General features: G+C 74.4%; 16 protein-coding genes. 5 read left to right on the top strand and 11 right to left on the bottom strand.

The genetic code is table 11. The features are described from left to right. Nucleotides 1–636 precede the first annotated feature (636 nt). Nucleotides 637–2,877, bottom strand: coding sequence for an FUSC family protein (locus tag ACFZCD_RS01105; RefSeq protein ID WP_391827908.1), 2,241 nt, complete (start codon nucleotides 2,875–2,877; stop codon nucleotides 637–639). A 116-nt stretch (nucleotides 2,878–2,993) separates the two neighbouring features. Continuing rightward, on the bottom strand, nucleotides 2,994–3,746 hold the full coding sequence (locus tag ACFZCD_RS01100; protein ID WP_391826533.1) for a polysaccharide deacetylase family protein: 753 nt from the start codon (nucleotides 3,744–3,746) through the stop codon (nucleotides 2,994–2,996). Between the two features lie 263 nt (nucleotides 3,747–4,009). Between ACFZCD_RS01100 and ACFZCD_RS01095 the strand changes: the two genes are divergently transcribed. Then, on the top strand, nucleotides 4,010–5,053 hold the full coding sequence (locus ACFZCD_RS01095) for a YncE family protein (protein WP_391826532.1): 1,044 nt from the start codon (nucleotides 4,010–4,012) through the stop codon (nucleotides 5,051–5,053). A 73-nt stretch (nucleotides 5,054–5,126) separates the two neighbouring features. Then, entirely contained in the window at nucleotides 5,127–5,546 is a 420-nt protein-coding gene (locus ACFZCD_RS01090) for a YchJ family protein (protein WP_391826530.1), read from the top strand. Between the two features lie 55 nt (nucleotides 5,547–5,601). Here the strand turns inward: ACFZCD_RS01090 and ACFZCD_RS01085 are convergent, their stop codons facing one another. From ACFZCD_RS01085 to ACFZCD_RS01050, 8 genes are all read right to left on the bottom strand, one after another. Next, a complete protein-coding gene (locus ACFZCD_RS01085) occupies nucleotides 5,602–6,489 on the bottom strand; it encodes an endo alpha-1,4 polygalactosaminidase (RefSeq protein WP_391826529.1) in 888 nt (295 codons plus the stop codon). Next, entirely contained in the window at nucleotides 6,486–7,409 is a 924-nt protein-coding gene (locus ACFZCD_RS01080; protein WP_391826527.1) for a spherulation-specific family 4 protein, read from the bottom strand. The genes ACFZCD_RS01085 and ACFZCD_RS01080 overlap by 4 nt, the downstream gene beginning before the upstream one ends. Further along, on the bottom strand, nucleotides 7,406–8,305 hold the full coding sequence (locus ACFZCD_RS01075; RefSeq protein WP_391826525.1) for an NAD-dependent epimerase/dehydratase family protein: 900 nt from the start codon (nucleotides 8,303–8,305) through the stop codon (nucleotides 7,406–7,408). The genes ACFZCD_RS01080 and ACFZCD_RS01075 overlap by 4 nt, the downstream gene beginning before the upstream one ends. A 9-nt stretch (nucleotides 8,306–8,314) precedes the next feature. Further along, nucleotides 8,315–9,028 (bottom strand): NDP-sugar synthase, encoded by a 714-nt coding sequence (locus ACFZCD_RS01070; protein ID WP_391826523.1) that lies wholly within the window; start codon nucleotides 9,026–9,028, stop codon nucleotides 8,315–8,317. A gap of 59 nt (nucleotides 9,029–9,087) precedes the next feature. After that, nucleotides 9,088–10,089: an SDR family NAD(P)-dependent oxidoreductase gene (locus tag ACFZCD_RS01065; RefSeq protein ID WP_391826522.1), complete on the bottom strand. Its 1,002-nt coding sequence runs from the start codon at nucleotides 10,087–10,089 to the stop codon at nucleotides 9,088–9,090. Between the two features lie 185 nt (nucleotides 10,090–10,274). Further along, complete coding sequence (locus ACFZCD_RS01060) at nucleotides 10,275–11,732, bottom strand: hypothetical protein (protein WP_391826520.1); 1,458 nt, start codon at nucleotides 11,730–11,732, stop codon at nucleotides 10,275–10,277. Beyond that, a complete protein-coding gene (pelF, locus tag ACFZCD_RS01055; RefSeq protein ID WP_391826518.1) occupies nucleotides 11,729–13,279 on the bottom strand; it encodes a GT4 family glycosyltransferase PelF in 1,551 nt (516 codons plus the stop codon). Before pelF ends, ACFZCD_RS01060 begins: the two co-directional genes overlap by 4 nt. 66 nt (nucleotides 13,280–13,345) lie before the next feature. Further along, the gene (locus ACFZCD_RS01050) at nucleotides 13,346–15,523 is read right to left on the bottom strand and encodes a hypothetical protein (RefSeq protein ID WP_391826516.1); all 2,178 of its coding nucleotides are present in this window, start codon (nucleotides 15,521–15,523) and stop codon (nucleotides 13,346–13,348) included. Nucleotides 15,524–16,361: 838 nt separating this feature from the next. Here ACFZCD_RS01050 and ACFZCD_RS01045 point away from each other — a divergent pair. Further along, the gene (locus tag ACFZCD_RS01045; RefSeq protein ID WP_391826514.1) at nucleotides 16,362–17,378 is read left to right on the top strand and encodes an NAD-dependent epimerase/dehydratase family protein; all 1,017 of its coding nucleotides are present in this window, start codon (nucleotides 16,362–16,364) and stop codon (nucleotides 17,376–17,378) included. A 146-nt stretch (nucleotides 17,379–17,524) separates the two neighbouring features. After that, nucleotides 17,525–18,658 carry an alpha/beta hydrolase gene (locus ACFZCD_RS01040; protein WP_391826512.1) on the top strand — a complete coding sequence of 378 codons (1,134 nt, stop codon included), beginning with the start codon at nucleotides 17,525–17,527 and terminating at the stop codon, nucleotides 18,656–18,658. 39 nt (nucleotides 18,659–18,697) lie between these two features. Here the strand turns inward: ACFZCD_RS01040 and ACFZCD_RS01035 are convergent, their stop codons facing one another. Continuing rightward, nucleotides 18,698–19,504 carry an ATP-grasp domain-containing protein gene (locus tag ACFZCD_RS01035; RefSeq protein ID WP_391826510.1) on the bottom strand — a complete coding sequence of 269 codons (807 nt, stop codon included), beginning with the start codon at nucleotides 19,502–19,504 and terminating at the stop codon, nucleotides 18,698–18,700. Nucleotides 19,505–19,716: 212 nt separating this feature from the next. On the opposite strand from ACFZCD_RS01035, the gene ACFZCD_RS01030 reads away from it, so the two are divergent. Further along, nucleotides 19,717–20,199, top strand: a complete 483-nt coding sequence (locus ACFZCD_RS01030) for a hypothetical protein (RefSeq protein ID WP_391826508.1) — start codon at nucleotides 19,717–19,719, stop codon at nucleotides 20,197–20,199. The last annotated feature ends 157 nt before the right edge of the window (nucleotides 20,200–20,356 follow it).

The raw sequence follows: 20,356 nt of genomic DNA, 5'->3' as shown, positions 1-20,356 counted from the left end.
GCGCCTCCGACCCCGTGCAGCGGCTGCGCGAGGAGACCGCCCTGGCCGAGGCGGGCGCCTGCGGCTGGCCGGACGTCATGGTGCCCCTGATCGAGGAGGTCATCGCGCTCGCCCCCGCACTGCCCGAGGGCCGCGTGGAGGAGCTGTCGGCCGAGTTCGCCCGGCTGACCGGCCGGTACGTGACCGCCCTGGCCGCCGTGAACGCCCGGCGGCTGCTCGCGCACTTCGACTCGGGGGCGCTGCGAATGATCCGCCCGTATCCGCGGGCCGTCTCCTTCGAGGGCGGCGTGTGGCGGGTGGAGGTCCCGGGGGCCGCGCCGGAGACGTTCGACCACGTCGTCAACGCCACGGGGTTCGGCAATCCACTCCTCCACTGGGACCGGGAGAAGTCGGCTCTCCACCTGGGTTGCGTACCCGCCGGGGGCACGGCCGTCCGCCGTCTGGAGGCGGACCTGCGGGTCCGGGCCGGGCCGGGGGCGCCGCCGCAGCACGTGTGGGTGGTGGGGGTCGGCACGCACGTCCGCATCCCCTTCGCGAACCACCTGCGGAACGTGGTGCGCCAGGCCCGGCAGGTCGCGGACCGGCTGGCGGAGGCCGGCGGCGCGACGGACCGCGCCACCGCTTCTCTTCCCCCTGCTATCTCCTTCTGTCCCCCAACGCCCTCCTGTTCCCCATCGCCCTCTGCGGATCCCCCCGGCGGGTGGCCGGCACGTCCGCCCGGGACGGTGCCGCCCGGGTCCGCGCCGCGTCGTGGGCCACACCGGTGAGCCAGGCCTCCGTGTCGACGATGAGCAGGACGTGGGCATCGCTCAGGCCCGGCTGCCGGTCGGTGGCCCGGTGCAGGGGGCCGGACTCCTCCGCCGGGTAGCGGGAGACCGTCGTACGGGGCTCGTGCGGGCCGCTGCTGCGCAGGGAGTCCGCGGCGCGCAGCACCTCCTGCGCCACCTGCCCCGCGAGCCCGGTCAGCGCGGCGGCCGGGCCGGGCGGGAGGGGAACCCGCAGGCCCTCCTGGTGGGTCATCAGCAGGAGCTCGGCGCCGTGCACGGCGGCGCGGCCGGTGGCCAGGGCGGCTTCCCACTGGGGTCCGGGCCGGGCGTGGTGCATGCGCTCCGACAAGTACTGGGCGAAGGAGGCCTCGGCGAGGTGCATGGCCCGGCGGGCGGGGTGCAGCGGATCGCCCTGGGCGCGGTCGCGCTGGAGCCGGTCGTCGCCCAGCAGCGCGGTCACGGCGCGGCAGGCGACCGCGCACTCGGCGAGGAAGTCGGCCATGTCGCGGCCCAGTTCGCCGCGCCCGCCGCGGGGCCACGCCAGGAGGCCGGCGAGGGCGCCGATCGCGCAGCCGACGAGCACGTCGACAAGCCGCGCCTCGGACAGCCGCCAGTCGGCGGTGGAGAGCTGGGTGAAGACGAGGACGAAGGCGAGCGTGTAGGCGGCCTGCGTCCAGGCGGGTCCGAGCGGGGGGCCCAGGGTGAAGCCGACGAGGATGACGAAGGGCAGCGCGACGGCGTAGACGAGGGGGTGGTCCCCGACCGCGTAGAGCAGGAGGGCGGCGACGGCCGCGCCGGCGACCGTGCCGGTGAGGGCGGGGCGCAGGGCCGCGCGGGTGTCGGCCGCCGAGGTGCGCATGAGGCTGAGGGTCGCGAGCAGCACCCAGAAGCCGTGGGACAGGTCGAGGGCCCCGACGACCAGGCGGGCGCAGGCGAGCGCACCGGCGAGGCGCAGCGCGTTCTGCAGGTGGACGGAGTGGGGGGTGAGGTGGAGGCGCAGGCGCCGCCACCACAGCAGGTGCGGGGGTGTGGTGGCGTACGCGAAGACGTCCGCCCCCGGGTGCGAGGGGTGGAGCGCGGGGGGTCCGTTGCCGAGGGCGATGCGGGTGGCTTCGGTGGCCAGCCGGGTGCCTTCGGCGGCCGCCCGGGCGACGGCGTCCTGGCGCAGCCGCTCGGTGGGGGCGCCCCGCAGGTCGCCGGCGCGGGCGGTGTCGAAGGCGGCGAGGGCCGCGGGCAGCGGGTCGGGGTGGGCGTCGGCGGTGCCGGTGCGGAGCTCCTCGGCGACGGACCGCAGGGAGAGTTCGGTGTGGCGGAGCAGGGTCACGGCGGCGGGGTCGGCCGGCAGGGGGCCGGGGCAGTCGGCGAGGCGGTCGAGCTGGTCGCGCACGTGGCGGACGGCCGCGCAGGTGTGGCCGAGGGCCCGGTCGTGCGCGGAGGGGGAGGCGGGGCGCTCGGTGACGGGCACGCGGGAGGGGCGGGCGGCGGCGAGGGCGCGGTCGGCCGCTTCCTGTTCGGGCAGTGCGCCGCCCCCCGCCTCGAGGTGGTAGGCGGTGGCGCTGGTGTAGTCGGCCACGGCCGCCGCCGCCCGGGCGAGGACGGCGCGGTAGGGGACCGGGTCGGGTTCGGGCCACAGGAACCGCTCGGCCAGGACGGTCAGGAGGATGCCGGTGGTGAGGCCGGCGAGCCGGGAGCCGAGCGTGCCGGGCTCGTAGGGCGGGAAGCAGGGCAGCACGTAGAAGAGCTGGAAGGCCATGGCGAGGCCGGTCAGCCGCGGTCCGCCGACCCCGCAGTAGGAGACGGCGAAGCCGACGGCGAACATGCCGGCGGCCGCGGCCCAGGGGCTGACGGCGAGGAGCGTGCCGGCGGTGACGAGGAGCCAGCCGGCGGGCAGGGCGGCCAGCAGGGTGCGGGTGCGCTGCTGGGCGGGGCCGGGGACGCGGCAGAACACGGCGAGCGGCAGCGCCCCGAACATGGCGTACATGGCCATGACGGGGTCGCCGGTGACGTACCGGAAGAAGTAGAACCCCGGGCAGCCGGCCGCCACCACCCACAGGGCGCGGCGGGCCGCCTCCGGCACGCCCTCGTGCCGCAGGAGCCGGCGGACGGGCATGCTCACGCCCGCCGCCACCTGGGCGCCTTCCGGCCAATTGTGAGGATCATAGTGTTTCCTCACATTAGGTGAAGTCCTGTCAGCTTCAAGGCGACACCCCGTCGTGCGGCGGACGGTCAGCACCGCAGCGGGTCCGCGATCACCGGCGTGGTGGGACCGGTGTTGCGGCACAGGGAGTAACCCTGGGCCCGCAGGTCGTCGACGATGCCGGGCAGCGCGTCAGGGAAGCGGCTGAAGAGGTGCCCGAGGATCACGCCGCCGCGCTTGTCCGCGGCGGGGGCGTCGCGGACCCGGGCGCGGAGCGTGGCGGGGTCGGGGAAGCGGCCGTCCGTGTTCTCCCAGTCGAGGGTGTCGACGGTCCAGGTGCACACGCGGGCGCCGAGGGCCGCCGCGATGCGGGTCTCGCGGGGGCCGTAGTCCCCGTACGGAGGCCGGAACAGCGAGCTCCTGACGCCGTCGCGGATCTCCCGGCGGGCGGCCTCGTCGGACAGGCCGGTCAAGTGGGGGTGGGACCAGGTGTGGTTCCCGACCCAGTGCCCCTGGCGGCGCAGGGTCCGGGCGACCTCCGGGTGCTGCGAGGCGTACTCGTTGACGAGGAAGAACGCCGCGCGGATCCCCCGTCCCCGGAGGTAGGCGCCGACCTCGGTGGCCCGCTCGTAGCGGTCGAAGGCCCAGTCGTCGAGCGTGAGCAGCACCCGGCCGGAGGTGTTGCCGCATCTCTGCTGATCGTAGGAGGCGGCGTGAGCCGTGACGGACGCGGCGGAGGCGACGGAAACGGCAGAGGCCGGCGGGCAGCACAGCGTCAGGAGCAGTGAGGCCAGGGCCGCGACGAGCGGCGGTCGGGATCGTACGCGGAACGCGTGGAGCACGGGTGACTCCTCCCGGGGGCACGGTTGGGGGTTCAGATGATTCCGGCAGCCGGGCGCCGCCGCCAGCAGTGCGCCGCCTACGGAGTCACATGGCGGGCTCGCGGGACGGGAAGTACGGGCCCCGCCGGGCGGGAAGTGCTGTGACGCCCGCCACGGCAGCGGCGTCCCGCGGCGGTCGCGAGCAGCACGAATGCGCGCGCGGCAAGGCATCCTTGCCCGTACGGCATTGGAACGGCCCCCGGGAAGCGGCCGAGGATGCGGGCATGAACACCACCAGGGGTTACCGCAGCGACGTCCTGGCCGTCGTGAGCCAGTCCGGACCGACCGTCACCTTCTTCGACGCCGCGACGTACGAGCGGCTCGACGTCATCGAAGTTCCCGCCCAGCCGCACGAGTTGTGCTTCGACCCGGACCGCCGGCTGCTGTACTGCGCGAGCACCTACGTGTCCGGTTACTACGGCGCCCACCAGGGCCGCGCCCGGCAGCTCACCGTCATCGACGCCGACGCCCGGAAGGTGATCGACACCGTCGGCCTCGGGCCCGACCACGGGCCGCACGGGCTCGCCCTGGACCGGGAGCGCTCCCGGCTGTACGTCAGCGTCGAGTCCACGGACACGGCGCCGGGCGGCGTCGTGATCCTCGACGCGGACACCCGCCGGCGCATCGGGCGGATCCCGGTCATGGCCGACGGCCCGCACTGGTTCGCGATCTCCCCGGACGGCCGCCGCGGCTGGTCCACGAACAAGGAGGCTCCGTTCGTCTCCGTCCTGGACCTGGAGCGGGACGAGTTCGCCGGGCGCGTCGCGGTGCCGGGCAGCGAGGGGCTGGACGTCTCCCGCGACGGCGCGTACGTCTACGTCGCCGCGCCCAAGAGCGACTTCGGGACGGCGCCCGCCGCCCGGCCCGGCATCCGGGTGATCGACGCCGTCACGGACGAGGTGGAGCGCGTGCTGCCGACGCAGGGCGTGGTCTTCCCGGTGCACACCACGGTCACCGGCGCGGTCCTCGCCGGCGAGCTGCGGATGGCGGAGGGCGAGGAGGGCGGCGTGCTGGGCGCCCATGAGGACGGGGTGCTCACCGTCTTCGCGCCGGGCTCCCTGGAGGTCGCCGGACAGGTGCCGGTCGGCCGCTTCCCGCTGACCATCACCTCCTCACCGGACGGCCGGGTGGGCTACGTCGCCAACGTCGTGTCCGGCACCGTGACCGTGGTGGACCTGGAGCGGATGGCCGTGATCACCACGCTGGACGTCGACCGGAAGGCCGAGGCGGGCGCGCACGGGCTCGCTTACATCCCTGCGGCCGGCTGAGCGGCACCCCGCAGCCCTGCCCGCTCACGACGGGGCGGGCCGGGCAGGGCCGGGGACCAGGCACAATCAGAGGATGTCCAGAACCTCCGGAAACCGGTCCCCCCGCCCCGCCGTCACCGCCGCCTCCCCCTGCCCCTGCGGGCTCGGCGCGGCCTACGGCGACTGCTGCGGCGCCCTGCACGACGGCCGGAAGGCGGCCCCGACCGCCGAACGGCTGATGCGCTCGCGCTACAGCGCGTTCGCCGTCCGGGACGCCGCCTACCTCCTGCGCACCTGGCACTCCACCACCCGGCCCGGCAGCCTGGACTTCGACCCCGGCGTGCGGTGGACCCGGCTGGAGATCCTGGGCACGACCGGCGGCACGGCGTTCCACCAGGAGGGGACGGTGGAGTTCCGCGCCCACTACACGGCCGGGGGCCACGCGGACTCCCAGCACGAGAACAGCCGCTTCGTGCGCGAGGACGGCGGATGGGTGTACGTGGGCGAGGCCTGATCGGCGGACCGGGCCCGGCAGGCCGGCCGCGGCCCGGCCGGTCGGCCGGGGCCCGTCACCCGCACGGCTCCCGCCACGCGTCCAGTTCGAGCTTCTTGCGCATGGAGCTGAGGCCGAGCCGCTGCGCCGTGGGGCAGAACTCCTTCGGCTCCAGGGCGTACTCCACGTGGAAGACCGCCTTGCCGCCCTTGATGAACGGCGTCAGCTTCTCGCACTCCTCGAACTCGGCGCACTGCTCGTTCACCGCGAAGTCGAAGTCGCCCACGAGGGCCGGGATCTGGTCGAGGTCGTTCTTCAGCCCGACGGCCATGCCGCGGTCGTGGGCGAGCCGGGCCAGCATCCGGTTGAAGGCGAGCTGGTCGTCCCCGGACAGCGGGAAGCCGGTGCGGTTGCGGTAACCCTCCGTCAGATCCGGCTCGACGGCGTCGAACCCCTTCTCACGGCACATGTCGAAGCGGGCCGCCATGATCGGCCGGAGCTCGTCCAGGCGGCGGATGTCCAGCCACTTCTCGCCCTTCCAGCCCTTGTTCCGCTCGCCCAGCAGCCGCTTGGGGAACGCCTTCTGGTCGGAACGGAAGTCCTCCCAGGCGCCGGCGTTGACGTAACAGATCACCTTGGCGCCGCGGTCGTGCAGCTCCTTGACCGTACCGGCGGAGTTCTCGAAGCCGTCGATGTCGTAGACGGGGACGCCGGCACCGGTGTCGACCTTGCCGTCGAGCTGCCACTGCCAGCGCAGACCGGGGCGGGGCTGCCAGTGCGGGCCGCCCGGGCGGCCGGTCCCGCCGGAGGAGCCGGACCCGGGCGCACGTGATGTCGTGGGCGCGGGCCTGTCGCCATGGTCGTCATCGGGCCCGTCATCGGGCTCACCGGCCGAACACCCGGCCAGGGCTGCCAGCACGAGCAGCGCGAACAGGGCGGCGCACGACCGCTGCCGCCGCTTCACCGCGCCCTCCCCGGAAGCGGCTCTGCGCAGGTGCGCGCCCGGAACGAGGGCGCCCCGCGCCGGAACGGACCCCACCCGTGGGATGACGCCCGGCCCGAGGAGAGGGCCGGCCCGTGCGGGCCGCCGTCCGCCGGCAGTACGCCGTCGCCCGCCCCGCGCCAGGACTCACCCGGCACCGGCCGGCCCGCGACCGGCTCGTCCCCGGCGTCGCCCTTCCCGGGGCCGAGCCCACCCGGCCGGGACGGGTCCTCGTTCAGGTAGGGCAGCGAGCGCCACGGGTTCGTGCCCTCGCCCGGCACGGCGCAGTGCACCCCCGCCCCGCGGCCGTCCGCCGTGCGGGCCACGTGGGCCGCACCACCGGGCGGGACGCCGTAGACGAGGTGACAGAAGCGGGCCGGAGGATGGTCGGCGGTCCAGGGCGGGATGGCGGCCCGGCGATAGGTCTCCCAGTCGCCCTCGAAGGTGACGAGGAGGTCCGCGATCCGGGCGTACCCGGGGTGGGGATGGGTGCCGGGGTTGAGGACGGCCGTCCCCGCGCCGAGCGCCTTGGCGAGCAGCACGAGCCGGCGGTAGTGGGGCAGCGGCGCGGCGGTCACGGGCACCTGGTCGAGGAAGACGCCGTCCACGCTGTACCAGCGGCGGTGGCGGCGGATGTCGGCGACGACCGCCCGCGGCGCGCGCCGGCCGTAGCCGGTGTCGACGTAGCCGAGCAGCGGGACGCCGGCGGCGCGCAGGCGGTCCGCGGCGGCGCCGAAGGCGGGGTCGGGGCGCTGCCCGGGCCCGTCGGCGGCGTTGAGGACGACGCCGCGGAGCCGGGGCGCGGCGCCGGCGAGGGCGGCCCAGGCCGCGGGGTCGGCCGCGGGGTGGACGTAGAGCGGGACGAGCAGCCGCCCGCCGCCCGGCGGCCCCGGCGGGGTCATCGGACGCGCTCCCCGGGCAGGCCCAGGGTCTCGGCCCAGAGGTCGGTGAGGGACTCGGCCAGCGGACGGCGCGGGTTCCAGCCGAGGGCCTTGCGGGCCAGGGAGACGTCGGCCTCCTGCCAGGGCACGGCGGCGGAGCGGGGCGAGCCGTCGCCGTCCTCGTCGAGCCGGCCGCGGAAGCCCGCGGCGGCGATCAGGCCTTCGGCGACGGCGCGGACGGGCCGGGCCGTGCCGCTGCCGATGTTGAGGACGGGCGGCAGGGGCCCGGGCGCGGTGACGGCGAGGGCGACGGCGTCGGCGACGTCGCGGGCGTCGACGAAGTCCCGGTGGGCGGAGAGGTCGCCGACGCGGACGCGGCCGTCCGGCGGGGCGTCGCGCAGCAGCCGGGCGAGGCGGCCGGGCAGCGAGGCGGCGGGCGCGCCGGGGCCCACGGGGTTGAACACCCGCAGGACGGCGGCGTCGAGGCCGGAGCCGGTGACGGCGAGGGTGCCGGCGAGCTTGGCGGCGCCGTAGAGGCCGAGCGGCGCCGCGGGGTCGGTCTCGGTGCGGGCCCGGTCGCCCGGCCCGTACTCGGCGGCGGAGCCCAGGTGCACCAGGCGGGCCTCGGGGGCGCCCTCGGCGAGCGCGGCGCACAGGACGGCGGGGCCCAGGGCGTTGACGCCGGTGAGGCCGACCGCGCTGCCGCCGACGGCGCCCGCGCAGTTGACGACGGCGTGCGGTGCGGCCTCGCGGAGCGCGGAGGCGAGCCGCCCGGCGTCCGCGCGGGCCAGATCGAGGGGGAGGTCCGCGCGGGGGGACCGGCCGGCGGCGAGCACCTGCGCACCCGGGAGGGCGCGCAGGCGCTCGGCGGCGTGCCGGCCCAGGAAGCCGGTGCCGCCCAGGACGATGATGCGCATGCCTGCCGTTCACACTCCCTTGATCAGCATGTCGCGGTGCAGGGAGAACTCCCGGTTGGCGCGGTCGTAGTCGTCGGGCCGGCCGATGTCGAGCCAGTAGCCGTCGAAGTCGTACGCGCGGGGCGGGGTCTGGGCCTCGAGCATATCCAGCACCAGTTCGTCGAAGCCCAGCGGAAGGCCGGGGGTGTAGCGGGCGAGGGCGGTGCGCGAGACTCCGTAGACGCCCATGGAGACCCGGTAGTCCATCCGGGGCTTCTCGGCGAACCCGACGACCCTGTCCGATTCGGTGGTCAGCACGCCGAAGTCGATGCTCACCTGCCGGGCGTAGGTCGCGATGGTCAGCGGGGCTCCGGACGCCACGTGCGTGCGGTACACGTCGCCGAAGTCGAGGTCGGTCAGGATGTCGCCGTTCATGGCGAGGAAGTGCTCGGGCAGCCGGTCGAGCATGGTGAGGAGGGGGCCCATCGTGCCCAGGGGGCTCTCCTCGGTGGCGTAGTCGACGCGTATGCCCCACTGGGAGCCGTCGCCGACGTAGGCGCGGATGATGTGGCCGAGGTGGCCGATGGCGAGGGTGCAGCTGGTGAAGCCCGAGCTGACGAGCTGGCGCATCACGATCTCCAGGATCGCGTGCTCCTCGCCGATGGGCACCAGGGGCTTGGGGAGGGCGGTGGTGTAGGGACGCAGCCGGACGCCTTTGCCTCCGGCAAGAATGACGACATGCATGGGTGCTGTTCCTCTCTGCGTGGGTGACGCCGGTGCGGGCGGCGAGCGGTGCCGCCGCGTCAGACGTTGTAGATGCCGGCCTTGTACCGGCCGAGGTTCAGCGGGTCGCGGAAGAAGGCGACCGTGCGGGCGAGTCCTTCTTCCAGGGTGTGCGCGGGGGCCCAGCCGGTGGCGGCGCGCAGCCGGGTCGCGTCGCACACCAGGCGCATGACCTCGGAGGCGGCGGGCCGGATGCGCTCCTGGTCGGCGCGGACCTCCAGCTCGGCGTCCATGATCTTGCCGATGAGGGTGACGAGGTCGCCGACGGAGATCTCCTCGCCGGTGCCGGAGTTGAAGGTGCGTCCGACGACGTCGGCGGCGGGGGCGGTGCCGACGGCGAGGAAGGCGGCGACGGTGTCCTTGACGTAGCTGAAGTCACGCGTGGGGCGCAGGTCGCCGAGGGTGATGGTGCGCTCTCCGGCGGCGACCTGACCGATGACGGTGGGGATGACGGCGCGCATGGACTGGCGCGGGCCGAAGGTGTTGAAGGGGCGCAGGGTGACGACGGGCACGTCGAAGCTGGCGTGGTAGCTGTCGGCGAGGCGGTCGCCGCCGGCCTTCGAGGCGGCGTACGGCGACTGGGTGTTGATGGGGTGGTCCTCGCTGATGGGCACGGTCTGCGCGGTGCCGTAGGTCTCGCTGGTGGAGGTGTGGACCAGGCGCGGGATGCCGAGGTGGCGGACGGCTTCGAGCACGTTGAGGGTGCCGGTGACGTTGGTCTCCACGTAGCTGTGCGGCGCGCGGTACGAGTAGGGGATGGCGATGAGGGCGGCCAGGTGGTAGACGGCCTCCGTGCCGGTGACGAGGCCCTGGACCGAGCCGGGGTCGCGCACGTCGCCGAGGACGACGTCGACGTTGTCCATCACCTCGCCGGGGAGGGTCTCCAGCCATCCGTAGGAGGAGAAGGAGTTGTACTGCACCATCGCGCGGACCCGGTGGCCGGCGGCGACGAGCGCTTCCACCAGGTGCGAGCCGATGAATCCTTCCGCGCCGGTGACGGCGACGGGTGCGGGTGCGGACATGTGGGTGTCTCCCTTGCGTGGGCGGAACGCGGCGGGCGCCGCGGCGGAGCGGGAACGTGCGGAGCGCTGTGCGGACGGAGCGCGGAGCGGACGGAGCGCGGAGCGGACGGAGCGGAACGGGCGGACAGCGAAGGGTGCGGGCGGTGCGGGCGGAACCGGGCCGAGCGGGCGGAGCGGACGGTGCGTCAGCGGTGCGCGGTGATCCGGCCGAGCAGGGCGCCGGCGGCGGCCAGCAGTCCGGCCGACGCCGCCGTACAGACGACGAGCTGGGTGGCGACGGGAGCGGCGAACCGCAGGGCGAGCGCGGCCGCTTCGGCGCCGGCCGCGCCGAGGCAGAGCAGGGCCGGGGGCCAGGCGACGCCGAAGGCCTGGAGGAGCAGCCCGGTCCACAGAACGGTGCCCAGGGCGAGCAGGGCGGCCATCCGTGCGGCCGTGACCGGCGGGCCGTCGGGCCACAGGGCCCCGGCGGCCAGGGAGAGCACGGCGAGCGCCGCGAGGTAGGCGGCGACGCACAGGCCCAGGATGCGCGCGGCGCCGAGTTTCAGTCCGGCGGTGGTGGTGGAGCGGGCGAGTGCCGCGAGGGCGGTGCCGCGGCAGCGGTAGAGCAGCCATTCCGCGACGCCCATGCTGAGGGTGAGCGCGATGACGGCGGCTCCGGCGGTGGTCGCGCCGGGGGTGCGGCGCAGGACGTCGCCGAGGGCGGCGAGGGTCGTCAGCACGCCGCAGCCCAGGCCGAACAGGCCGTACGGGACGGAGGCGAGTGGCGACAGGGCGGGCTGTGCGGGTGGTTTCCCTTCCCGGCGGGCGCGCAGGATCTCGTACGCGGCCGTGCCGAGCACGCCGCAGGCGGTGGCCAGGAGCAGGCCGGTCCGGACGGCGGCGGGCGGCTGGACGAAGAGGAGTGCCGCTCCCCCGGCCGTGGTGGGCGCGAGGGTGAGGAGCAGCAGCTTCTCCCGGCCGAGGACCAGGAGGACGGTGGCCGCGGCGAGGTAGGCGGCCTGGCCCGCCGCGAAGGCGGTGACCCCGGCCAGGCCGGGCAGGGCCGTGGCGGCGGCCACGGCCAGGAGGGCGCCGAGCGGGGCGCCCCACTGCAGGCAGCGGGCGGCCGCGGTGCGGCCGCCCGTCGCCAGCCGCAGGTAGGCGCGGTGGGCGAGGGCCTGGTTCCACGCCCAGGCCACGAGGGCGGAGGCGACGAGCCCCGTGGTGCCCTGCGGCAGGCCGTAGCCGTCCCGGGCGCCGGCCATGAGGGGCGCGGCGAGGGAGTAGCCGAAGCCGGGCAGGGTGAACACCAGGGCCCGCAGGACGAACCGGCCGGGGTGCACCTTCCAGGGGTCCGGGCGGGGCCCCGGCTCGGGGTGGCTGCGGGGCACGCGTGCGTACAGCTCCGCGGCGAGCTCGAAGGCGTCGGCGCGCCCGTAGCGTTCGGTGATCTGTTCGCCGGTGAGTCCGTCGGCCTCCAGGACGGCCGCGATCTCGTCGGGGTGGACGGCCGCGGCGCACACCTCGGCCAGTTCCTCGGCGAGTTCGTCGACGGGGTCGGCCGCCCAGCGGGGCCGCGGCCGGGGCCGCACCGGTACGGGTGCGGCCGCCAGGTCGTGGGCGGGCTCGGGCTCGTCGGGTACGAGGCGCAGTAAGCCGCTCATCCCGCACCGCCCGCGGCCATGGCCATGACGGGTCTCTCGGCGTCCGCGACGGCCGGGTCCGGCTGGACCGGTGTGTGCCGGGGACGTTCGAAGGGGCCGGACCGGCGGGTGCCGGCCAGGTCGTGGTAGATGTCGCGGAAGGCGTCGATGGTCTGCCGGAGGGTGAACTGTTCGATCACCCGCAGGCGGGCCCGCTCCCCCATGTCCGCGCGCCGCGCGGGGTCGCGCAGGAGGGTGAGGGCGGCGCGGGCCATGGCGTCGGCGTCGCGGGGCGGTACGACGAGGCCGGTGTCGCCGACGGCCTCGCGGACGCCGCCGACGTCGGTGGAGACGGTGGCCCGTCCGCACGACATGGCCTCGATGAGGGTGAAGGGGAAGCCTTCGCTGATGCTGGAGAGCATCACCACGTTGCCGGCTGCGTAGGCGTCGCGGATGTCGTCGACGCGTCCTTCGAAGACGACGGCCTCGCCGACGCCGAGCTCCGCGGCGAGCTTCTCGCAGGCGGTGCGGTAGCCCTCGCCGCCGCGCGGGGTGCCGCCGAAGAGCCGCAGCCGGGCCTCGGGTATCTCCTTGCGGACGAGCGCGAAGGCGCGGATGAGCGTCTCCAGGCCCTTGATGGGGTCGACGCGCCCGGCCCAGCTGAGGGTCGGGTTCTCCGGCTCGGGCCCGGCGGGCGGGAACGCCGCCGGGTCGACGCCGTTGTAGACGGTGCGGATGCGGTCCGGCGGGGTGCCGCCGTGCTCCTCCCAGCGCCGGTTGTAGCGGTTGCCGGGAGTGACCAGGGAGGCGCACCGGTAGCTCTCCACCGCGAGGAGCCGGAACAGGCCGAGCATGAGGGCCTTGACGGGCCACCGGTAGGACTCGGCCCGGAAGCTCAGGTAGCGCTCGCGCAGGTAGATGCCGTGTTCGGTGAGGAGGAAGGGCGTGCCGTGCCGGTGGTGGGCGATCAGGCCGGGCAGCGTCGCGAGCCCTCCGCTGACGGCGTGGGTGACGCCTTCGGCGGGCGGGTTCGCGGCGAGCGGGCGCAGCGCGTGTTCCAGCAGGTCGGTGGCGAGCAGGGCGTCGTGCAGGGTCGGCCGGGCGGCTGCCGTGTGCAGGTGCGAGCGGTTCCAGACGCGGACGAGGGTGCGGGCCGCGGCCTCGCCGCGCAGGGCGGCCGACAGGGTGCCGGAGGGGGCGTGGTCGGCGAGGCGGTAGAAGGTGCGGGCGAAGTGGCGTTCCTGGTCCGGGTCCAGGAGGGACAGCAGGAACTGCTCGTAGGCGGTGAGGAAGGAGCGCAGGTCCCGGCCGCGCGGTGCGCGCCCGGGGGGCGGCGGTCCCCACAGGGGGTGGCTCTCCACCCCCCGGACGTGGCGCGGGAGTTCCCAGGCCAGCGGTTCGCGGCCGGTGCCGGTGACCGCGATGACCCGGAAGTCGACGTCGGGCATGCCCTGGACGAGCTGGTCGCACCACACGCTCACTCCGCCATGGCTGTGCGGGTACGTTCCCTCGGTGAGCAGCGTCACCGCGGGAGTGTCGGATGCCGTTTCGGCAGGCGGTCCGTGCATAGAACTCGGTTCTCTCCAGTGTCGGCGGTGCAAGGGGTGGTGCGGCACGGAGTCATGACGGGCCGGTCAGCGCCGGGTGGCGGCCCCGGGGCCGTACGGCACGCGTCCGGTGACGCCCTGGGGAACCGGGAGCGAGGTGGCGGCCGGGGGCTGTACGCGGGCGGTCGCGGAGGTCAGCGCGCGGGCGGCCGGGGTGCTGCCTGCCGGCAGGGTGAGGTCGAGCCGGGTCTGGGCGGCGGCGGGGGCGGCCCAGCCGGAGCGCAGGCCGGCGTAGGCCTCGCCGAAGGCGGAGTTGGTGTCGCTGCGCACGGTGCCGCCGGGCGCGGTGGCGGAGATCTGGGTGCCGGCGGGTGCGGAGACGGTGACCACGCTGCCGATGCGGTAGGCGGTGGCCTTGCCGGAGGCGAGCGCGGCGCTCCAGGCGGCCCGCTTGCTCATCTCCCCGCCGATGTCGCGCATGCGGAGGTTGACCAGCGGGGTGTTGCCGGCGTAGAGGGCGGAGTAGTCGGAGAGGACCTTCTCCAGGACGGTGTAGCCGATCCGCTCCTCGGCGAGGTTGGACTGGTGCATGAAGTGCGGCCGCGGGTCGTTGGCCAGGACGTGGCTCATGGCGATGCGCGCTTCGAGGGGCACGATGTACGAGGTGAAGCCGCTCCTGACGTCCAGCGGGGCCTTGAGGCAGGTGGTCGTGGACGAGTTCTCGCAGGTGCCGCTGCCGCCGTCGGCCTTCTTCGTGTACAGCCAGTTGTACTCGTCGGTCTGCTCGATGGCCTTGCCGACGTTGTAGTAGACGTTCATCGGGTAGCGCGGCACGGTGAGCGCGGGGCCCACCTGGCGCTGCTGGGGTTCGCGCGAGTTGTCGCTGCCTATCCAGCCGACGCCGTACTGGGTGAGGGACGGGGCGAGTTCGGGATTGTCCTTCGTCTGCTGGGGAAGGGTCTTCAGACCGGAGTGCTCACCGGTCACCAGCTCGTCCCTGTCGAGGCTCAGGCCCTGGCGCGCGGCCCAGTCCAGGTTGTTGCCGATCTCGCCGCTGATCGTCGTGCGGGGTACCCAGCGCACGTTGCCGAGGAGGTCGGTGGCGCACTTCCAGGGGACGACGGTGGTGTTCTGCACGCAGCCCAGGAAGGCGTGGGTGTAGGTGTGGTTGATCCAGCGGAAGGACTTCTGGTCGGTGCGGAGCTGGTCGAGGAGCGGGTCGTACGTCCCCCCGTGCTCCGATTTGTACTCCTCGCTGCCGACACCGTTGTAGGCCAGGTCGAGCGGCAGGTTGTGGCTCTGCGACCACTGCTTGGCGTACTGCGCGTCGGCCGCCGTCATCCGGATCGGCGGGCTGTCGGGGCTGGGGTTGCCGGGGCAGTCGACGTCGCCGGGGGTGCACTTGCGCTTGGCGTCCCAGCGGTCGTCGGAGGCGAAGACGTCGTCCACGTGCACGCCGAAGTAGTTGCGGGAGGCGCCCAGGTGGATGCCCTGGGTCAGCCACTCCACGATGCCGCGGGAGACCAGCCGGAACTGGCTCTGGTACTGGTTGGCGACGAAGGTGACGACGAGTTCGCTGCGGCCGTCGTGGGTGTACTGGCCGATCAGCGAGCCGCGCGCGGTGCTGCCTGGAATGGGCGCGTCCAGGTAGCTGGTGTAGGAGGCGCCCTGTTCCTGTTGCGCGAGGGGCGCGGCGAGATAGCCGTAGCTCTCGTTGACGGCGGTGTCGTTGTCCTCGAAAGGAACGTTTTTCTTGAGGTAGCCGAAGGGTCCCGTGGCGCCGTCGGCCGTCACCTGGGCGGTCTTCCCGTCGAGCGGGCCGCTGTAGCCTCCCCCGTCCTGGGGGGTGGTGAGCCCGACCTTGGGACTCGCGTACGTGTACGCGTCGACCTGCCGGATGCCGAAGCGCTTCTCGTACGTGGCCAGGGCGGCCATCTCCGGCGAGCCCGCACCGAACGGGTTCTCGTTGGGCAGCACGACGCCCTGGAACCTGGCCCGCGGTCTGCCGTCGACGGTGTCGCTCAGGAACGCCTCGTCGATGCGCTTCCGGCTGCTGTCCGTCAGGTCCACCTTGGTGTACGGCGTTCCCGCGCCGTCGAGCTCGGCGCGCAGCGCCTCCGTGGCGGGTCCGCCGTCGTCCACGACGAGGACCTGCAGATCGATCCTCGGCGCCGGGTCGGCGGCGTGGGCGCCGCCGGCCGGAGCGGCGACGGCGAGCAGAGCGGCCGCAGACAGCACTGCGGCAAGACGGGTCGGACGACCCATAGGATTCTCCCCCCAGGAGGGCGGCGCGCACGGCGCGGCCCCCGGTCCGAAGACACGTGTGCGCAGGGCCGGCGGCGCGGCCCGCACATCGTGTCGATCCCCAACTGATCCCCAATGGCACGGCCCCACGGCGGTCGCGCCTCCCCACCCGACCGCCTGCCGGATCCCCCCACGGCCCCGGACACCGACGCCCGTGACCGAGCCGCACGGCCGGAGCCGGACCGCACGGCGTAGCGCGGGCGGCGGGCACACAGGTGCCACGGATCGAGAGGCACTTGCGTCCCTCAACGGTCTCTCGACCGCCCAGGCATATAGTGCGCCATGCCCGGAGGTCTCGCTGGCCCACTCGGCATGAGGCGGGCTGAACTCGCGCAGTAGTGGCCGGAATTGGCCGCCGCGCGATCATGCCGACCGGGACGGGCCGTTCCGTCGCAGGACTTCGCGGCGGCATCGGTGACCTGTGGCAACATGGGCGCACGCCGCAGGCTCCCCGGCGCGCGCTCCCCGGCGCCCCACGGGTCCCGCGAGCGGCGGAGCGTTCCGAGATCGGCCGGATGACGGCCGTCCGACTTTTCGCCTTTGCCGCCTGATAAGTGCCCACATCCCCCGGCCGCCGCCGCAAGTGATCTCGCCACACAAGATCGCTCGCCAAGCCCGGACGCAACCGGAAGCAACTCCTCGCCCTCTAAGTAAGGTTGCCCTCCTTCCGCGCCGCGATCTTCCGTATGCGACCGCCGTCCCGGCCGCCGGTCCGACCGCCCGTCCGGCTGCGCCGATCGCCCGTCCCGCTCCCCTCGGGTTCTTCCCCGAGCCGGGGTCCAAGAGGCAGGGTGGGGGCATGAGGCTCTTGATACTGGGCGGCACGGAGTTCGCGGGCCGGGCCGTCACCGAGGCGGCGCTGTCCCGCGGCTGGCAGGTGACGGTCTTCCACCGGGGCCGGCACGCCCCGCCCGAGGGGGCGGCGTCCCTGCACGGCGACCGCACCGCACCGGACGGCCTGCGCGCCCTCGCCCACGGCGAGTGGGACGCCGTCGTCGACACCTGGTCGTGGGCGCCTTCGGCGGTACGGGACGCGGCGCGGCTCCTGGCCGGGCGCGCCGGGCGGTACGCCTACGTCTCCAGCGGCTCGGTGTACGTCTACCCCTCACCCGCCGGACACGACGAGGAGTGGCCCGTGGTCGGCGGATCGCCGGACGCGGACCACATGGACGACGCGGGCAACGCGGCCTACGCGGAGGCCAAGCGCGGCGGAGAGCTGGCCGCCCTCGGCGCCTTCGGCGACCGGGCCCTGCTGGTGCGGGCCGGGCTGATCCTCGGCCCCGGCGAGAACCTGGGCCGGCTGCCGTGGTGGCTGGGGCGGATCGCCCGCGGCGGGCCCGTCCTCGCCCCCGGCCCGCGCGGTCTGGGGCTGCAGTACATCGACGTGCGCGACCTCGCCGAATGGATCCTCGACGCCCTCGGCGCGGGGCTCGGCGGCCCGTACAACCTGGTGAGCCCGCCCGGCCACACCACCATGGGCGAGCTCCTGGAGGCGTGCGTCCGGGTGACGGGCTCCGGTGCCGAGCTGCGCTGGACCGCACCCGAGCGGATCCTCGCCGCCGGCGTCGAGCCGTGGACCGACCTGCCGGTGTGGGTCCCGCCCGGCGAGCTCTACGACGTACTGCACATGGGTGACGCCTCCAAGGCCGTTGCGGCGGGCCTGCACTGCCGGCCCGCGGCGGAGACCGTGGCGGACACATGGGCGTGGCTGCGGCGGATCGGCGGCCGGGCGCCGCAGCGGCCGGACCGCCCGCTGCCGGGGCTGGACCCGGAGCGCGAGGAGATGCTGCTCGGAGAGCCGGTGGCGGGCGGGTAGCAGGCCGGCGGCGGCAGGTCGGCGGCGGGCGCACTCCGCAATGTCCCTATACAGTGAAAAACTGAAATTCATCGTTAAATGACTCAACCTCGTCCGCTCGTATCCCCCTCTCTTCTGGAGACCACCCTCCAAGAGGAGTGACTGCCGTGGGCCTGACGTCCCAGACGTTCCTGCTCGTCCTCGCGCTCATCGCCGTCGCGGTGAGCGTGCTCGTCCTGTGGCTGTGGCCGCGCGCTGCGCGTAAGAGCCCGCTCGCGGTGGCCGGCCGGATCGGCCTGCTCGTGGTGACGCAGGTCAGCATCCTCGCGGTGCTCCTCGTCGCCGCCAACAACGAGTTCGGCTTCTACTCCACCTGGAACGAGCTGCTGGGCCGCGCGTCGAGCAAGCAGGTCATGCAGCGCGGCACGGACGGCGGCAAGCGGCCGCCCGCGCTCACCGTTAAGGGCCAGGAGTCCATCGGCCTCAAGGGGACCCGCGAGAAGGCCGGCCAGGTGGACCGCATCGAGATCCGCGGCCCGGTGAGCGGGCTGGGCATGGACGGCTACGCCTATCTGCCGCCGGAGTACTTCCAGAAGGAGCACGAGAAGGAGAAGTTCCCGGTGGTGGTGGCGATCACCGGCCAGCCGGGGGTCTCCAAGAACCTCATCACGCAGCTGAAGATCCCGCAGGTCGCCTCCACCGCCATCATGAAGAAGGAGATCAGGCCGACGATCTACGTGCTCGTCCGGCCCTCGGTGGTCGCCGACCGCGACACCAACTGCACGGACGTGCCGGGCGGCCCGCAGGCGCTCACGTTCTTCAACCAGGACCTGCCGCTGGCCGTGACCGACGCCTACCGCGCCGACGGCTCCCCCGCCGGCTGGGGCGCCGTCGGCAACTCCACGGGCGGCTACTGCGCGCTGAAGCTCGCGATGACCAATCCCGCCCGGTACGGCGCGGCAGCCGGCCTGTCCGCCGACTACTTCGCCCGGCAGGACGGCAAGACGGGCGACCTCTACGCCGGCAGCAAGGCGTACCGGAACGAGCAGGACCTCACCTGGCGCCTGGAGCACATGCCCCCGCCGCCGGTGTCCCTGCTCCTGGGCACCAGCAAGAACGAGGACAACTACGGCCCCAGCCTGAAGTTCGCCCAGAAGGCCAAACCACCGGTGAGGGTCGACAAGCTCGTCCGCGACGAGGGCGGCCACAACTTCCAGACGTGGCGCGAGGAGTACCCGGTGGTACTGAAGTGGCTGGACAAGGAACTCAAGGAGCAGGCGACCCGCAACGGCGGCCAGTAGCGCCAGTACCGGCCGTCGCGGGTGACTGCCGCTGCCGTCTCAGCCACTGAAGGGGCGGTCCCGCTCGGTCACCCGGGACGCCGGGCCCGCGGCGCGCAGGACGACGTCGAGGGCCGCGTACGGGTCGGCGGCGTAGCAGTTGCTGAACCAGGCCATGTTCGCCTCCACCACGGCCCACCGGGGCGCGCCGCCCCCGGCCGACATGAGGCCGGCGTCGACGACGACCGCGCTGGGCAGGGTGTGCCCGGCCGCCCCGGTCAGCCGGGAGGCGAAGTCCAGGATCTCGGCGCGTTGCGGGTGGCCGCCGAGCGGCACGGCGTCGAGACGGCCGAAGACGGCGTACTGACTGCCCGTACGGACCTCACCGTCCAGCAGGAACAGGTGCACCTCGCAGTGCCAGGTGACGACTTCGCTGATCTGGACGGGCGTCCACAGCGGCAGTCCGGGCCCGGCGGGCGGCCCGCTGCCGTCGCCGTACACGGCGGCCGGGAAGCTCTTGGCGGTGGGCGGCTTCACGAAGGCGGGCCGTGCGAGTGCGCGGGCTTCGGCCAGGGTGGCGGTGCGGATCGCGCGGCCGGAGAACGCACGGGGCAGCTCGGCGAGCCAGTCGCCAGCGGGCTCCAGCAGACCCAGGCCCAGGCGGTCGCGGACCCGGGCGGCGAAGAGCGGGCCGCCGTAGTAGTGGGCCTCTGTGTCCTCCCCGTCCCGGGAGTCCGCCATGTCCGCGCCGCGGGGCAGGGTCTCCACCCGCATCCCGCGCCGCCGGGCCGCGGCCGCCAGCAGTTCGGCCGTGGAGGAGTACTGCGGCGCGAGCATCAGCCGGGCCGCGGGGCGCGTGGGGGGCATGGGGAGCTCCAATCCGCCCATACGGCGAGATAGTGACCCAGCCTCAGGAGCCGATCGTTCCGGTTTGGTTCCAGAGCTTCCGTGCGCCCTGCTGGGCCGCTTGTCGGTGTGCAGATAATAGGGGCCGCGTTCCGGCGGAGCGGCCCCGTGGCCGGTGCCGCCGGAGGGCATCTGTATGTGCAAGAACACCCGGAACACCGATGGGGGCGTCAATGAACGCTGAGCTGATGGACGACGAGCAGCGGGCGGGTGCGGCGGTGCCCGTCGTACGGCGGCGGTGGCAGCGGGCCCGCCGGGCGGCCGTCGTCGCGGCGCTGGCGCTGGGTGCTTCCCTGCTGGTCTCCCCCGCCTCGGCCCAGGCCGTGGAGCAGGCCCGCCCGGCCGCCGTGGCCGCCGCGGCCGTCACGGCCGAGGGCCGGGCCGAGGTGACCACGGCCGCGGGCACCGCGCAGACGGGCGCTGTGCAGTCGGGCGCCGCGAACGCGCTGCAGGCCTCGCACCACCGGTCCGGGAAGGACCACGTGACGACGGCGGCGAAGAAGCCGAAGAAGGAGAAGAAGAAGAAAAAGGGCTTCTTCAAGAAGCTCGGCATCTTCCTGATCATCGTGCTGATCCTGGTGATCGTGCTCATCGTGGCGCTGATCGCCCTGGCGATCCACTTCATCCGGAAGGCGCTCAAGCGCCGTCGCACCTGAGCGGGCTGGTGAGTGACGAGGGGTGGGGGGGGGGGGGGGCGCCCCCCCCCCCCCCCGGGCCCCCCCGGGGGGGGGGGGGGGCCGGGGCCCCGGCGGGGGGGGGGCCCCCGGCCCCCGGGGGCCGGCGGCCCCGGCGCCCGGGGGGGGGGGGGGGCCC

Origin of the sequence: Streptomyces sp. NPDC008001 (assembly GCF_042958085.1) — a bacterium.
Classification (GTDB): Bacteria; Actinomycetota; Actinomycetes; order Streptomycetales; family Streptomycetaceae; genus Streptomyces.
The sequence above is the reverse complement of the archived record's forward strand: the minus strand, read 5'-3'. Positions and strand labels throughout refer to the sequence as shown.

Coding starts and splice junctions, on each gene's coding strand:
- ACFZCD_RS01045 (WP_391826514.1), top strand. CDS start 16,362: ATGAGGCTCTTGATACTGGGCGGCACGGAGTTCGCGGGCCGGGCCGTC.
- ACFZCD_RS01090 (WP_391826530.1), top strand. CDS start 5,127: ATGTCCAGAACCTCCGGAAACCGGTCCCCCCGCCCCGCCGTCACCGCC.
- ACFZCD_RS01035 (WP_391826510.1), bottom strand. CDS start 19,504: ATGCCCCCCACGCGCCCCGCGGCCCGGCTGATGCTCGCGCCGCAGTAC.
- ACFZCD_RS01075 (WP_391826525.1), bottom strand. CDS start 8,305: ATGCGCATCATCGTCCTGGGCGGCACCGGCTTCCTGGGCCGGCACGCC.
- ACFZCD_RS01080 (WP_391826527.1), bottom strand. CDS start 7,409: ATGACCCCGCCGGGGCCGCCGGGCGGCGGGCGGCTGCTCGTCCCGCTC.
- ACFZCD_RS01065 (WP_391826522.1), bottom strand. CDS start 10,089: ATGTCCGCACCCGCACCCGTCGCCGTCACCGGCGCGGAAGGATTCATC.
- ACFZCD_RS01105 (WP_391827908.1), bottom strand. CDS start 2,877: ATGCCCGTCCGCCGGCTCCTGCGGCACGAGGGCGTGCCGGAGGCGGCC.
- pelF (WP_391826518.1), bottom strand. CDS start 13,279: ATGCACGGACCGCCTGCCGAAACGGCATCCGACACTCCCGCGGTGACG.
- ACFZCD_RS01050 (WP_391826516.1), bottom strand. CDS start 15,523: ATGGGTCGTCCGACCCGTCTTGCCGCAGTGCTGTCTGCGGCCGCTCTG.
- ACFZCD_RS01095 (WP_391826532.1), top strand. CDS start 4,010: ATGAACACCACCAGGGGTTACCGCAGCGACGTCCTGGCCGTCGTGAGC.
- ACFZCD_RS01060 (WP_391826520.1), bottom strand. CDS start 11,732: ATGAGCGGCTTACTGCGCCTCGTACCCGACGAGCCCGAGCCCGCCCAC.
- ACFZCD_RS01070 (WP_391826523.1), bottom strand. CDS start 9,028: ATGCATGTCGTCATTCTTGCCGGAGGCAAAGGCGTCCGGCTGCGTCCC.
- ACFZCD_RS01030 (WP_391826508.1), top strand. CDS start 19,717: ATGAACGCTGAGCTGATGGACGACGAGCAGCGGGCGGGTGCGGCGGTG.